13 protein-coding genes are annotated in these 14,518 nt (G+C 68.8%); 1 reads left to right on the forward strand and 12 read right to left on the reverse strand.

Features of this window, described 5'->3' with window-relative positions; all coding sequences use genetic code 11:
* The first annotated feature begins 113 nt into the window (after positions 1-113).
* The gene (locus M5E06_RS22740; protein ID WP_247870695.1) at positions 114-974 is read left to right on the forward strand and encodes a polyphosphate kinase 2 family protein; all 861 of its coding nucleotides are present in this window, start codon (positions 114-116) and stop codon (positions 972-974) included.
* Positions 975-985: 11 nt separating this feature from the next.
* On the opposite strand, the gene leuD is transcribed toward M5E06_RS22740, so the two are convergent.
* The 12 genes from leuD to M5E06_RS22800 all read right to left on the reverse strand — a co-directional run bounded on the left by leuD (position 986) and on the right by M5E06_RS22800 (position 14,513).
* Positions 986-1,597, reverse strand: a complete 612-nt coding sequence (leuD, locus tag M5E06_RS22745) for a 3-isopropylmalate dehydratase small subunit (protein WP_252140137.1) — start codon at positions 1,595-1,597, stop codon at positions 986-988.
* Complete coding sequence (leuC, locus tag M5E06_RS22750; RefSeq protein WP_252140138.1) at positions 1,598-3,004, reverse strand: 3-isopropylmalate dehydratase large subunit; 1,407 nt, start codon at positions 3,002-3,004, stop codon at positions 1,598-1,600.
* Positions 3,001-4,407: an FAD-dependent oxidoreductase gene (locus tag M5E06_RS22755; protein WP_252140139.1), complete on the reverse strand. Its 1,407-nt coding sequence runs from the start codon at positions 4,405-4,407 to the stop codon at positions 3,001-3,003. The genes leuC and M5E06_RS22755 overlap by 4 nt, the downstream gene beginning before the upstream one ends.
* Positions 4,404-5,018, reverse strand: a complete 615-nt coding sequence (locus tag M5E06_RS22760; RefSeq protein ID WP_252140140.1) for a cysteine hydrolase family protein — start codon at positions 5,016-5,018, stop codon at positions 4,404-4,406. Before M5E06_RS22760 ends, M5E06_RS22755 begins: the two co-directional genes overlap by 4 nt.
* Positions 5,015-7,087 carry a hydantoinase/oxoprolinase family protein gene (locus M5E06_RS22765; protein WP_252140141.1) on the reverse strand — a complete coding sequence of 691 codons (2,073 nt, stop codon included), beginning with the start codon at positions 7,085-7,087 and terminating at the stop codon, positions 5,015-5,017. The genes M5E06_RS22760 and M5E06_RS22765 overlap by 4 nt, the downstream gene beginning before the upstream one ends.
* Before the next feature lie 19 nt (positions 7,088-7,106).
* A complete protein-coding gene (locus M5E06_RS22770) occupies positions 7,107-8,861 on the reverse strand; it encodes a hydantoinase B/oxoprolinase family protein (protein WP_252140142.1) in 1,755 nt (584 codons plus the stop codon).
* Positions 8,858-9,760, reverse strand: coding sequence for an isocitrate lyase/PEP mutase family protein (locus tag M5E06_RS22775; protein ID WP_252140143.1), 903 nt, complete (start codon positions 9,758-9,760; stop codon positions 8,858-8,860). Before M5E06_RS22775 ends, M5E06_RS22770 begins: the two co-directional genes overlap by 4 nt.
* 94 nt (positions 9,761-9,854) lie before the next feature.
* Positions 9,855-10,568: an ABC transporter ATP-binding protein gene (locus tag M5E06_RS22780; protein WP_252140144.1), complete on the reverse strand. Its 714-nt coding sequence runs from the start codon at positions 10,566-10,568 to the stop codon at positions 9,855-9,857.
* Positions 10,561-11,307, reverse strand: a complete 747-nt coding sequence (locus tag M5E06_RS22785) for an ABC transporter ATP-binding protein (protein ID WP_252140145.1) — start codon at positions 11,305-11,307, stop codon at positions 10,561-10,563. The genes M5E06_RS22780 and M5E06_RS22785 overlap by 8 nt, the downstream gene beginning before the upstream one ends.
* On the reverse strand, positions 11,294-12,292 hold the full coding sequence (locus tag M5E06_RS22790) for a branched-chain amino acid ABC transporter permease (protein ID WP_109151619.1): 999 nt from the start codon (positions 12,290-12,292) through the stop codon (positions 11,294-11,296). Before M5E06_RS22790 ends, M5E06_RS22785 begins: the two co-directional genes overlap by 14 nt.
* A complete protein-coding gene (locus tag M5E06_RS22795; protein WP_252140146.1) occupies positions 12,289-13,161 on the reverse strand; it encodes a branched-chain amino acid ABC transporter permease in 873 nt (290 codons plus the stop codon). Before M5E06_RS22795 ends, M5E06_RS22790 begins: the two co-directional genes overlap by 4 nt.
* 107 nt (positions 13,162-13,268) lie before the next feature.
* The gene (locus M5E06_RS22800) at positions 13,269-14,513 is read right to left on the reverse strand and encodes an ABC transporter substrate-binding protein (protein ID WP_252140147.1); all 1,245 of its coding nucleotides are present in this window, start codon (positions 14,511-14,513) and stop codon (positions 13,269-13,271) included.
* Positions 14,514-14,518 lie beyond the last annotated feature (5 nt).

Raw genomic sequence — 14,518 nt, forward strand, 5'->3', positions numbered from 1 at the left:
GCCCACGCTGCGGCCGACACCGTGCTCCCGCCGGTAACCGGTTGGGGCGGTGAAGGTTCCGCCTGCCGCATATGGCAACCCGCAACGGATATCACCAGCACAGGATGCACCTAATGGCCGAGAAGCCCGGCAAGGTCTCGAAAATCCGCCTCGGTAAACTGGACCAGAAAAAGGTACGGATCGAAACGGCGGAGGAGTACGACCGCCGACTCGGCAAGCTGCAGAAGGAACTGCTGCACATCCAGCAGACCTATTGGCACGAGAAACGCCGTGCCATCGTGGTGTTCGAAGGCTGGGATGCCGCCGGCAAGGGCGGGGCCATTCGTCGCATGACCGAACCGCTCGACCCCCGCGGTTTCCATGTCTGGCCGATCTCCGCCCCCACGGCGGAGGAACAGGGAAAGCATTACCTGTACCGCTTCTGGACCAAGCTGCCGGCGGCGGGCACCTTCGCCATCTTCGACCGGTCGTGGTATGGCCGCGTCATGGTGGAGCGGGTGGAGAAATTCGCTACCAAGGACCAGTGGAAGCGCGCCTATGACGAGATCAACGAGTTCGAACGGCTGCTGACCGACGACGGCGTGCGCATCATCAAGCTGTTCCTGCACATCACCCCGGAAGAGCAGCTGGAGCGCTTCCGCGAGCGGATGAAGAACCCCTACAAGCGCTGGAAGCTGACGGAGGAGGACCTGCGCAACCGCGCCAGATGGGACGATTACGTCAAGGCGGCGGAAGCGATGTTCGACCACACCTCCACCCCGCAGGCGCCCTGGCATGCGGTGGAGGCGAACTCCAAATGGTTCGCCCGCCTCAAGGTGCTGGAGATCGTCACCAATGCCCTGAAGGAGGGCGTGAACATCGCCCCGCCCCCCGTCAACGGCAATGTCGCCCGCATCGCCGCGGAGGTGCTGGGCATCGAACCCGACCAGTCGGTTTCCGGCGTTTCCGACGAGGAGCGGAGCGGCGAGGGGTAAGGCGCCGCCGCTCAGACCACGCCCGGCACCACCCCAGGCACCACCCAGGGGCGCCGCTCGGCGTCGCGTTGGTCGAAGAGGTCGATGGCGTCCTGGTGGCGCAGGGTCAGCGCGACGTCGTCGAGCCCTTCGATCAGGCACTCCTTCTTGAAGGCGTCGATGGCGAAGGGCAGCGGCCGTCCGTCGGGGCCGGTCAGGGTCTGGGCCGGCAGATCGACGGTGACCGAGGCGCCGGGATTTTCCTGCAGCTGGCGGCGCAGGGCGGCCACCGCATCCTCCGGCAGGGTGACGGTCAGCAGGCCGTTCTTGGCGGCGTTGGCGGCGAAGATGTCGCCGAAGCTGGGGGCGACGACGCAGCGGAAACCGCCATCCACCAGCGCATAGACCGCCCCTTCCCGCGACGAGCCGCAGCCGAAGTTGCGGTCGCTCACCAGAACGCGAGCCCCGGCATAAGCGGGATTGTCCAGCGGGAAACCGGGCTTGCGCTCGTCATGGAACAGGAAGTTGCCGTAGCCGGCGCTGCGCGGTTTCTTCAGGAAGCGCGCGGGCAGAAGCTGGTCGGTGTCGATGTTGGCGATGTCGAGCGGGACCGCCGGCGCGGTCAGGGTGACGAAGGGGTCCATTCATGAGGCTCCCAGCTTGCGGACATCGGTAAGCCTTCCGGTCGCGGCGGCGGCGGCGGCCATCGCCGGGCTCATCAGATGCGTGCGGGCGTTCGGCCCCTGACGGCCGGGGAAGTTGCGGTTGGTGGTGGAGGCACAGCGCTCCCCCGCCGGAACCAGGTCGCCGTTGATGCCCACGCACATGGAGCAGCCGGGCTCCCCCCATTCCAGACCGGCGTCGATGAACACGCGGTCCAGCCCCTCCGCCTCCGCCTGCCGGCGCACCGGGACCGAGCCCGGAACCACCAGCCCCGGCACCACCGCGCGCCGGCCGCGCAGCACGGCGGCGGCGGCGCGCAGATCCTCCAGCCGGGCATTGGTGCAGGAGCCGATGAAGACGCGGTCGATGGCCACATCCTCCAGCGCCATGCCGGGGGCGAGGCCCATGTAGTCCAGCATCTTGCGCATCTGGCCGGCCCGCACCGGATCGGCCTCGGCACCGGGATCGGGCACCGCCGCAGTCACCGGAACCGCGGTCTCCGGGCTGGTGCCCCAGGTGACGGCCGGTGCGATGGCGGCGGCGTCCAGCGTCATCTCGCGGTCGAAGGCGGCGCCGTCATCGCTGGGCAGGGTCCGCCAATGCTCCACCGCGCGGTCGAAGAGATCGCCCTTGGGGGCAAAGTGCCGCCCTTCGATCCAGGAGAAGGTGGTGTCGTCGGGGGCGATCATGCCGGCGCGGGCGCCGGCCTCGATCGACATGTTGCAGACGGTCAGGCGGCCTTCCATCGACAGAGCGCGGATGGCGCTGCCGGCATATTCGATGACATGGCCGGCGGCCCCGTCGGCGCCGATGGCGGCGATCACCGCCAGGATCAGGTCCTTGGCCGTCACATGTGGCCCCAGCACCCCGTCCACGGTGATGCGCATGGTCTTGGGCCGGCGCTGCCACAGGGTCTGGGTCGCCAGCACATGCGAAACCTCGGTCGCGCCGATGCCGAAGGCCAATGCCCCGAAGGCGCCGTGGGTGGAGGTGTGGCTGTCGCCGCAGACGATGGTCAGGCCGGGCAGCGTCAGCCCCTGTTCCGGCGCCATCACATGGACGATGCCCTGGGCCGGGTCGTGCAGCCCGAAATGGCGCAGGCCGTGACGGCCGGCATTCGCCTCCAGCATCGTCACCATGTTGGCGATCTCGGGATCGGCAATGGGCTTGGCCCGGCTGTGCGAGGGCACGTAATGGTCGGCGACGGCGAAGGTCAGCTCCGGCCGCCGCACCTTGCGTCCGGCATGGTCGATCATGCCGAAGGCGTGGAAGGAGCCCTCGTGCAGGAAATGACGGTCGATGGCGAGCAGCGCCTGACCGTCGGGCCGGGTCGCCACGACATGGGCATCCCAAACCTTTTCGAACAGGCTGCGTGGCTGTTGCGTCATTGGGTTTCCTCCTTGACCGCACCGGCTGCGGCCGTCCCGGCGATGCGCCCAAGCGCCACCGCGGTCAGCAGGCCGTTGCCGGACAGATAGCCGGACGCCTTGGATCCCGACACGCCGCAGGCGGCCCCACCGGCGGCATAGAGGTTGGGCAGCGGCGCGCCATCGTTATCCAGAACGCGGGCATCGTCATCGACGACCAGACCGCCCTGGGTGTGGAACAGCGCACCGGTGACACGGACGGCGCGGTAGGGCGGAACCAGCGGGGCAGAGCCGGCGAAACTGCGGCCGAAGTCGTCGGTTCCGCCCTTCGCCTTCAACCGGTCGATTTCGGCGAGCGTGGCGGCCAGAGTGTCGGCGTCGATCTTCATCTGCCGGGCAAGCTCGGCGGAGGTATTGGCGCTGAGCACCGCGCCCATCGCCTCGGCCTGCCGGAAATCCTCGAACTGGCGGGCGATGGCGGCGATGCGCTCGTCGAAGACGGTCCAGGCGATGCCGTCGGGCTGGCGCAGCACGATGGCGGCCTGTTCCGAATAGCCCTGCGCCTCGTTGGAGAAGCGCCGGCCCTCCGCATTCACCTGCACGCCGCCCTCTGTGATCGTCGCCCAGGTGACGAGGATGCCGGCGGGATGGGCGACGGAACCGTGCCCCTGGTGCCCCGACAGATGCCGGGTGGCGGCACCCAGAGCCTCCCCCCACAGCAGCGCGTCGCCCTGGTTGCCGGGATGCCCGAAATAGAGCGCGTCGGCCAGTTCCGGCACGTGCCGCTCCACCAACGCCTTGTTGCCGCCATAGCCGTTGCAGGCGAGGACCAGCGCGCCGCAGCCGACCCGCTCGACACTGCCGTCGGGCCGGGTGATCTCGACACCGCGAACTCGGGCGCCATCCGCATACAGCGCCGTGACATGCGCTTCGCACAGCACGTCGATGCCGGCGGCCTCGACGGCGCCGCGCAGACGGTCGATCAGTTCCGCCCCCGACCGGCTGGGCAGTCCGTGCATGCGCCGGGCGCTGTGTCCCGGATAGCTGAAATTGTCCACCACCGAGAAGGGCAGCCCGTAGCGGTCAGCCAGCCATTCCAGAGCCGGCCCCACCGCCTGCGCCACACGCGCGACCTCGGCCGGATCGGGTTCGCCCTTCGCCTTGGCGATGATGTCGGTGGCGAAGCGCTCCGGACTGTCCTCGATTCCAGCAGCGTGCTGCCAGCGGGTGCCCGGCGCCGGGATCAGCCCCGCCGACAGGGCGGTGGAGCCCTGGGGCAGCGCGTCGCGCTCCAGCACCAGCACGCCGGCGCCCTGTTCATGGGCCGCCAGGGCCGCGACCATGCCGGCCGCCCCGCCGCCGATCACGACGACGGGAACGGTGAACTCGAACTCGACGCCATCGGCAGACAGGATGCGGCTCATGAGGTCGCCACCTCCTCCAGCATCTCGGCGACCGTCGCCACCCGGCAGACCGGGCGCAGCGCGGCGACGGAGACCTCATGCACCTCGCGGCTGAAGGCGGCGCAGCCGTCCTCCAGCAGGGTGGTGTCGAACTCGCGGACATGGGCATCGCGCACGGTGGAGGCGACGCCGCCATTGGTGACGATGCCGCAGACCAGCAGCCGCTCCACTCCGCATTTCCGCAGCACCCATTCCAGCCGCGACATGTAGAAGGCGGAATAGGCGACCTTCTCCACCTCCACATCGACGGGCTGGAGCGCGTCCACGGTGCGGTGCCCCCAACTGCCGGGCTGGAAATCGCCCTTGGCCAGGAAGGGGCGCAGCGTCTTCAGGTGGGGCGAGATCATCGGCTCGCCGCCGCGGCCGGGCACCAGGGTGAAGTTGGTGGAGATGACCCAGCCGCCGCGAGAGCGCAGCAGATCGGCCAGCGGCTTCACCCGATCCGGCAGCGCCAGAATTTCCGGCGCCGTCTGCCCGGCTCGACCATAGGCGCCATCCGGGTGGATGAAGTCGTTCTGCAGGTCGCAGACCAGCAGGGCGGTGCGCTCGACAGGAATGGCGGTGCCGCTCATCGGGCGCTCCTTTCCACGATGACGTTGCCGAAGCCGTCGACGCGGGCGCTGAGGTCGGGGTCGATGACGGTGGTGGCGTCCGGCTGCTCCAGGATCGCCGGCCCCTGGATCACGGCGCCGACCGGCAGGTCGAGGCGGTTGTAGACGGCAGTCTCGTGCCAAGCCCCGTCGAACCACACCGGCCGCGAGCCGGCATGGGCGCCCTCCACCGTCGTCCCGGCCGCCGGAGCGAGGGCGGAGAGGTCGAAATGCGGACGGCGGCCGATGGCGGCGGTGCGCAGGTTGACGATCTTGGCACCGACGCCCGGCAGCAGCCGGCTGAAGGACGCCTGATAGGCCCGCTCGAAGGCGGCGCGGATCATCGCCTCGTCAATGCCCGTCGTGCCGTTCTCGACCGACACCGGCAGCGGCACGGCGACCGTGTGGGTCTGGCCGATGTAGTGCATATCGAGTTCGAAGACGAGGTCGATGCGCTCGACGCTGAGGCCAGCGGATTCCACCACCGCACGGGCGGCGGCGGCTTCCTCCACCATGCGGCGGTCGAGCGATCCGGCGTCGATACCGGCCAGCGGCAGGTTGACCGTCTGCACCTGATCGTGGCGGATGTCGGCGATGACGCAGCCGAGCGCGGAGGTCACGCCGGGGAAGCGCGGCACCAGCGCCGCCTTCAGCCCAACCTCCTTGATCAGCGCACCGACATGCAGCGCCCCGCCGCCGCCGAAGGGCACGGCGGCGAACTTGGCCGGGTCATGACCGCGCTCGATGGAGACGAGGCGGATGGCGCCGGCCATCTTGCTGTTGGCGATGCGCACCACCGCCTCCGCCGCCGCCATCACGTCGAGACCGAGCGGCTCGGCCACATGGGTGGCGATGGCGGTGCGGGCGGCGTCGACGTCCAGCCGCGCCAGCTTGCCGCCGATCGGCCGCTCGGCATTGATGCGGCCGAGCAGCACGTTGGCGTCGGTCAGCGTCGGACGGGTGTTGCCCTGGCCGTAGCAGACCGGCCCCGGCCGCGAGCCGGCGCTCTCCGGCCCGACCTGCAGCATGCCGCCGGGATCGACCCCGGCGATGGAGCCGCCACCGGCGCCGATGGTGGTGATCTCGATCATCGGCGTGCGGACGACCAGACCGAAATCGATGGTGGTCTGGGCGGCCAGCATGGTTTGCCCCTCCACCACCAGCGACACGTCGAAGCTGGTGCCGCCGAGGTCGCCGGTGATGACGTTGGGGAAGCCCGCCGCCTTGGAGATCGCCGCCGCGGCGATGACGCCGGCCGCCGGTCCCGACAAAGCGGTGCGCACCGGCAGACGCCGCGCGGTGTCGGTGGACATCACGCCGCCGTTCGACTGCACGATGTGGAAGCGTCCGCCGAAGCCTTCCCCCGCCAGCGCATTGTCGAGCTTGGCGAGATAGCTGCCGACCACCGGCTGGAGATAGGCATTCAGCGCGGTGGTGGAGGTGCGTTCGAACTCGCGGATTTCCGGCAGGATGCGGGAGGAACATTCGAGGTTGGCGTTCGGCCAGACCTCGCGCGCCGCCTCCAGAGCCGCCAGCTCGTTGGCCGGGTTGGCGTAGGCGTTGATGAAGACGATGGCGAGCGCCTCCGCCCCCTGGTCGGCCAGCCGGCGGGCGCAGGCGCGGACCTCCTCCGGGTCGATTTCGGTGCGGATCGTGCCGTCGGCCAGCGTGCGCTCCGCCACCTCCAGCCGCATGTCGCGGTCGACGACGGGGACGAAGTCGCCCCACAGGCCCCAGGTGTGGCGGCGGTCGCGGCGGCGCATCTCCAGCACGTCGCGGAAGCCGGCGGTGGTGATGAGACCGACCTTGGCGCCCTTGCGCTCCAGCAGCGCGTTGGTGCCGACCGTCGTGCCGTGGACGATGGACCCCAGCTCGGCCACTGGGCCGAAGCTCTGCAAACCGGCCAGGAAGCCGACCGCCTCGTCGCCGCGGTTGGAGGGAACCTTGGCGGTGCGGAAGCTGCCGCGCGCCTCGTCGTAATGGAACAGGTCGGTGAAGGTGCCGCCGACATCGACGCCGACGATAGCACCCTTGGAAATGCCGTTGCTCATGGTCTTGCTTCCGGGTTCGTCAGGCGGCGGAGGATTCGCGCAAGGTCGCGGTGGCGGCGATGTCGAGCGCGCCGTCGTCGGTCAGCGCCACGCCATAGGCGCCGCGCGCCGCCTCACGGCCGAGGTAGCCGAGCCGCACGTCGCGGGCGACGGCCTCCGCATCGCGCCGCTTCGGATCGCCCCAGCCGCCGCCGCCCGGCGTCTCCAGCCGCACGCGCTGGCCATCGCGGATCTTCACGTCGGTGACCTTGGAGGCGAGCGGCGGCGACTTCTCGCCCTCGTCGCTCTGCCAGGTGAAGCGGTTCAGCGCCGCAGGGGTGCCGCCCGCCACGCCGAAGGGGGCGAAGACCCCACGCTCGCCCAGCAGGAAGACGTCGGCATCTGTCAGCGCCTCGATCTCATAGACCGCACCCAGCCCGCCACGGTGCAGGCCGGCCCCGGCGGAGTCCGGGCGCAGAGCCCATTGGGTGAACATCACCGGATAGGCGGCTTCGAGGATTTCCACCGGCGGAATGGTGGCGGTGGAGATCGGGTTGTTGGCGTGGTTCAGCCCGTCGGTCTCCGGATTGCCGCCCAGACCGCCGCCGAAGAAGGAGAACATCACCCAGCGCGACCCGTCCTTGCGATGACCGGCCAGCGACAGCGCATTGATGGTGCCGAAGGGCGCGGCGGTGGCGCGGGCCGGGTCGGCGAGCGCCAGGGCGCCGAACACCACGCCGATCACGCGCAGGATCGTCTCGGTGTAGCCGCCCACCGGCTTGGGCGGCTTCACCGCCAGCAGAGTGCTTTCCGGGATGACGAAGGTGATCGGGTTGAGGCAGCCGGCATTGGCCGGCACGTCGGTGAAGACATGCTTCAGCGCGACGTAGCAGCAGGCGACCGCGGTGGAATAAGCGATGTTCAGCGGCCCGGCGCAGGGGGCGGAGGACCGCGAGAAGTCCAGCGTCATCCGGTCGCCGGCGATGGTCAGGTCCAGCGCGATGCGCAGCCGGTCCGCCGTGATGCCGTCGTTGTCGAGATAATCCTCGAAGCTGTAGATGCCGTCCGGCAGCTTACCGATGGCACTGCGCATCAGCGCATCGGCGCGTGCGGTGAAGGCGTCGAAGGCGGCGGCGACCGTTTCTTCGCCATGCTCGTCCAACAGCTCGGTCAGGCGGCGCACGCCCAGATCCAGCGCGTTCAGCTGCCCATTCAGGTCGCCGTAGTTCGACACCGGTACGCGGGAATTGGCGGCGAGGATCGCCAGGAGGTCGTGGTTCATCACGCCCGCCTTGACCAGCTTCACCGGCGGAATGCGCACGCCCTCCTGGAAGCTGTCGGTGGCGCGGGCGTTGAAGTTGCCCGGCACATTGCCGCCGATGTCGAGCCAGTGGCCGACCGACGCCATCCAGCAGAACAGTTGGCCCTGACGGAAGATCGGCCGCACCAGACGGAAGTCGTTCAGATGGGTGCCGCCGTCATAGGGGTCGTTGAACAGGAAGATGTCGTCGGGATGGAGGTCGCCCTCCTTCGCCACCTTGTCGATCACCGCCTTCACCGCGAAGGCCATAGCGCCGACGAAGATCGGCAGGCCGTTGGTGCCCTGCACCAGCGTGGCGCCGGTTTCCGCATGGTAGAGGCCGTGGCAGGCATCGCGCGCCTCGGCGATGATCGGATTGAAGGCGGAGCGGTAGAGCGTCGCGTCCATCTCGTCGGCGATCTGCTCCAGCCGGCCCTTCAGGACGGCCAGCGTGACGGGATCGATTGCGGTCTTGGCAGTGGTCTGGGTGGTCATGCTGCGTCCTCCCGCTTGGCGGGTATGAAGTCCTTATAAGTCTCGCCGAGCGCCAGCATCTCCGGCGTGCCGATCAGTTCGTTCAGCGCGTTGAAGTCGAACATGCGGTCGCGGAAGGGCTGGGTGGTGCCGTGCTGCGCCAGCGAGCCGTAATAGTCCTGCGCCTGCCGAGCGAGCGCTCGCACGATTCCGCCGGGGAAGATCACCAGCCGATAGCCCAACTCGCCCAGCTCCGACGCGGAGCTGATCGGCGTCTGCCCGCCTTCCACCATGTTGGCGAGCAGCGGGCGGATGCCGCCCAGGTCGGTGGCGATGGCGGACAACTGCTCCCGGCTCTTGGGCGCCTCGACGAACAGCACGTCGGCACCGGCCTCGACATAGAGCCGGGCGCGGTCCAGCGCCGCGGCGACGCCCTCCACCGCCACCGCATCGGTGCGGGCGACGATCAGGGTGTCTTCGCTGGTGCGGGCATCGACCGCCGCCTTGATCTTGCCAGCCATCTCGCCGGCGGGGATCACCGACTTGTCGGTCAGGTGGCCGCAGCGCTTGGGAAAGCTCTGGTCTTCAAGCTGCAACGCGGTGGCGCCGGCGCGTTCGAACATGCGCACGGTGCGCTGCACGTTCAGCGCGTTGCCGTAACCGGTATCGGCATCGACGATCAGCGGCGTCGACACCCGGTCGCGCACCAGGGCGATGGTGTCCGCCACCTCGCTGACCGAAACCAGCCCGATGTCGGGCCGGCCCAGCCGGGTATAGGCGATGGCGGCGCCGGACAGATACAGCGCCTCGAATCCAGCGGCGGTGGCCATCGAAGCGGTGAAGGCGTCATAGACTCCGGGCGCCAGGACGACACGGTCCTGGGCCAGTCGGTCCCGGAAACTGATGCTGGGGACGGTCATGTCAAGCGCTCCCCCCGGCGGCGCCACGCGAAGCGGTCGCGCACCACCGGGTCAGGGTTGGAAGGTGTTGGGAGAGGGCCGGAGCGCACATCGCTCACAGCCCGAGATAGGTGCGTTTCAATTCGGGGTCGCGCGCGATCTCGTCGGACGGTCCCGACAGCGCGAAGACGCCGTTTTCAAGGATGTAGGCCCGGCGGGCGACCTCCAGCGACTGGACGACGTTCTGCTCGACCAGCAGGATCGCCAGCCCGTCGCTATTCAGCTTGCGGATCAGCCCGAACATCTCCTCCACGACCAGCGGCGAGAGGCCGAGCGACGGCTCGTCGAGGATCAGCAAACGCGGCTCCGCCATCATGCCGCGGCCGATCGCCAGCATCTGCTGCTCGCCGCCCGACAGGGTGCCGGCGAACTGCGCCTCGCGCTCCTTCAGGCGGGGGAATGTCGCGAAGATACGGTCCAGGTTCCGCACCCGGTTCGGCTTGCCGCGGCGATAGCTGCCGAGTTCCAGATTCTCGCGGATCGACAGGTTGGGGAAGATCTTGCGGCCTTCCGGCACCTGGATCAGCCCCTCCTCGACGATGCGCGCGGCGGACTTGCCGTCGATACGGGTGCCGCCGAAATGAATCTCGCCGGTCCAAGGGGGCAGAACGCCGGACAGAACCTTGTTCAGCGTCGTCTTGCCGACGCCGTTGGAGCCGAGCACCGTGACGATCTCGCCGGCATGAACGGCCATGTCGATGCCGCGCAGCACCTCGGTGGCGCCATAGCCGGTCTTCAGCCCACGGATTTCCAGAAGCTGCTCAGCCATGAGCCGCCCCCTCCGCCTTCAGCCGGGCGGCAGCGCCGTGGCCGAGATAGGCCTCGATCACGCGGGTGTCGGCGCAGACGACGGCGGGCGGCCCCTCGGCGATCATGCGGCCCTGCGCCAGCACATAGACGCGCTCGCACAGGTTCATCACCGCCTGCATGACGTGTTCGATCATCAGGATCGTCACCCCTTCGTCGCGGATGCCCCGGATCACCGGGATGATGTCGCGGATCTCCGACGGGTTCAGCCCGGCCAGCACCTCGTCCAGCAGCAGCAGCTTCGGTTCGGTCGCCAGCGCGCGGGCCAGTTCCAGCCGCTTGCGCCCGGCCACCGTCAGCCCGCCTGCCGGCCGGTCCAATTCGCCGCCCAGCCCGACGCGGCGAGCGACCTCGCGCGCCTTGGCCGTGGCGTCGGCCCGCTTGGCATGGCGCAGATAGGCGCCGACCGCGATGTTCTCGCACACCGTCAGCCCGGCGAAGGGCTGGACGATCTGGAAGGTGCGGCCGATGCCGCGCTCCGCCCGGCGATGCGGTTCCTCCGCCGTGATGTCGGTGCCCTCGAAGCGGATGCGTCCGTCGGTCGGGGCGACGAAGCCGGAGATCATTGAGAACAGCGTGGTCTTGCCGGCTCCGTTCGGACCGATCAGCCCGATGATGCCGCCGGGTTGCAGCGACAGCGTCGCGCTGTCCACCGCCATCAGCCCGCCGAAACGCTTGGAGACGCCGTCAACGGCCAGCATGGGAAACCTCCTTGGGTCCGCGCGCCATCATCCCGCGGCCACGGTCGCGCAGCCGCTCCAGCAGGCCCAGGATGCCGCCGCGGGCGAAGGCGACGGCCAGCACCAGCACGCCGCCGAAGACGATCAGGTCGATGCCGGGAATGCGGCCGGCGAACTGCTTGGCGACCTCGCCCAGCCCGTGCAGGGTCAGCGCCCCCACCACCGGGCCGAAGACGGTGCCGACGCCGCCGATGATCGGAGCCAGCAGAAGCTCCACCGAAATCCAGCTGCCATAGGCGATGTTGGCGTCGATGTAGAGGAAGTATTGGGCATAGAGGCAGCCGGACAGCGCCGTCACCGCGCCCGACAGGGCGATGGCGCGCAGCTTCACCTTCAGGGAATCCACACCCAACGCCTTGGCGGCATCCTCGTTCTCGCGCACCGCCACCAGCTGGGCCCCGAAGCGGGAGCGCTGGATCCAGCGGGTCAGCAGCAGCACCGCCGCGACGAAGGCCAGCACCAGCCAGTAGAAGACGGCGCGATCGTCGAACTGCAAATTGACCGCGCGGACGTCCAGCTTGATCAGCAGGCCGGCAGCCCCGCCGGTGAAGGAGGCGGCGTTGGCCAGGATGCGGAACACCTCGGCGAAGGCCAGCGTCACCAGCGCGAAGTAGGAACCGCGCAGGCCCGAACGGAAGCTGAGAAAGCCGATCACCCAGCCGACCACACCGCCGGCCACCGTCGCCAGCACCAGCCCGGCCCAGGCGTTGACGCCATAGCGCAGTTGCAGGATCGCCGTCACATAGGCACCGGTGCCGAAGAAGGCGGCATGGCCGAAGCTGAACTGGCCGCCGAAGCCACCGAGGATGTTCCAGCCCTGCGCGCCAAGCGCGACGATCAGCATGAAGACCAGGAAGTTCAGCACCGGGCTGGAGGTCACCACCAGCGGCAACAGGGCGGCCAGAATGGTCAGGACGGCGATCGGGATCAGGTCGCGCGCGGTCATGCCTTTGCTCCGAACAAGCCGGTCGGCCGCACCAGCAGCACGGCGATGAAGATCAGGAAGATGCCGAGCTGGCCCAGGCTGTCGCCCAGGAACAGGCCGCACAGGCTCTCCACCACACCGATGAACAGGCCGCCCAGCAGCGCGCCGGGAATCGAGCCCATGCCGCCCAGCACCACCACCGTGAAGGCGACCAGCACGAAGGCGCCGCCGATGCGCGGGTTGACGTAGAAGGTCGGCATCAGCAGCCCCGCCGCCACGGCCAGACAGGCGCAGCCCAGCCCGAAGGTGACGGCATAGACATGCGGCACGTCGATGCCGACCAGATTGGCGCCCAGCTTCTCCTTGGCGACGGCGCGGATCGCCTTGCCGGTGTCGGTGCGGTTCAGTATCAGCCACAGCAGGCCGGTCACCACCACCGCCACCCCAAGCCCGATAAGGCGCGGATAGCTGAGCAGCAGCGGCCCCAGCGCCACCACCTGGAAGGAATAGTCGGTGTCGAGCGTGCGGGTGTCGGACTGGAACAGCGCCAGCAGCACATTCTCCAGCACGATGGACAGGCCCAGCGTGACCAACAGGATGTTGCCGTCGTCGCCATGGCTGGCCGGCCCGATGACGAAGCGCTGCAAGCCGTAGCCGAGCGCGAACATCAGCGGCACCAGCGGCAGGATGGCCAGATAGGGGTCCATCCCCAGCACGGCCCAGGCGATCCAGACCGCGAACATCGCGCAGGTCAGCAGCGCGCCATGGGCGAAGTTGATGATGTGGAGCACGCCGTAGATCAGCGTCAGGCCAAGCGCGATCAGGGCATAGACCGCGCCGGTCATCAGACCGTTCAGCGCCGCTTCCAGGATGATCTGAGGTGAATACATGGCAGCCCGCGCATGAGGGGAATGGTCCCGTCACCCGTCCGGAATACGCCCGCTTGCGGCGTCCCGGACGGGTGGGGGAATGCGGAGGTGCGACGGCGGAAAACGGATCAGGCCGCCGGGAAGTTGGCCTTCGCCTCGGCGAACGCTTCCGGATAGATCACCTTGATGTCCTCACCCTGGATCTGGGTGTTGATCGGGGTGGCGCCCTCGTTCTGGCCGTTGACGAACTTGGTCGGGCCATAGGGCATGATGTGGCCGGCGAAGGTGGAGGCGTTCAGCGCCTCGATGATCTTCTTGCGGTCGGCGGAGCCGGCCCGCTCGATGGCGTCGGCCAGCAGCAGCACGTTCGAATAGTTCAGCGAGACGTTGTAGGCGAAGGATTTGCCCTGCCCTTCCACCGCCTTGCGCAGGGCCAGCGCCTTGGGGTTCTTCGGATCGTGCCAGTGGTTGCAGTCGATCACGTTCTGCGCCGCCTGCGGGAACTCCTTGACGAAGCGGCCGTTCGACGCCGCACCGCCCAGGATCGCATAGATGCCCTTCGGCTTGATGCGCTGCTGCTGCATGGTGCGGGCGAGCAGCACGAACTCGCCATAGTAATTGGACGGAATGACCAGATCGGGGTTCAGCGAGCGGATGCGGAGCGCCACGTTGGACATGTCGCGCGCCGGGGTCGGATGGGCGATGGTCTCCAGCACCTCGAAACCGCGCTTGGGCAGTTCCGCCTGCAGCAGCTTGGCGAGGCCGGAGCCGAACAGCCCGTCCTCATGCACCAGCACGACGGTCTTGGCCGGCTTGCCCGCCTTGTCGTTGATGGCGGTCAGGTTGTCGAGCGCCACCTGCGTGACCTTGCCGAAGCCGGGGCTGAAGCGGAAGGTGTTGGTCAGTCCGCGCGACATGATCTGGTCCGACACGCCGACATCGACCAGATAGGGCAGATCGTAGCGCGCCGCCGCCTGCGACGCCGCAAGGCAGATCGGGCTGGCGAAGCCGCCGACGATGGCCGAGACGCCGTCGGCCTGCATACGCTCCACCTCCTGCGTGCCGGCTTCGGGCATGGAGCGGGCGTCGCCGAACACCATTTCCAGCTTGGCGCCGCCCAGCGACTTGATGCCGCCGGCCGCATTGATTTCGTTGATCGCCATCTCCGCACCCAGCCGGCCGAGATCGCCATCATGGGCCAGCGCGCCGGTCACCGGCTGGAGGATGCCGACCTTCACCACCGGGGTCTGCGCCCGCAGGATCGACGGCGCGGCCACCGGCACGGTGACAAACGCGGCAGCCGCGGCGCCGGCCTTCAGCACCGTGCGGCGGGAAATCCCGGAGATCGCGGAGTCCTGAACCGAACGTCCCATAACGC

Origin of the sequence: Azospirillum sp. A1-3, from assembly GCF_023806445.1 — a bacterium.
In the GTDB taxonomy this organism is placed as follows: Bacteria; Pseudomonadota; Alphaproteobacteria; order Azospirillales; family Azospirillaceae; genus Azospirillum.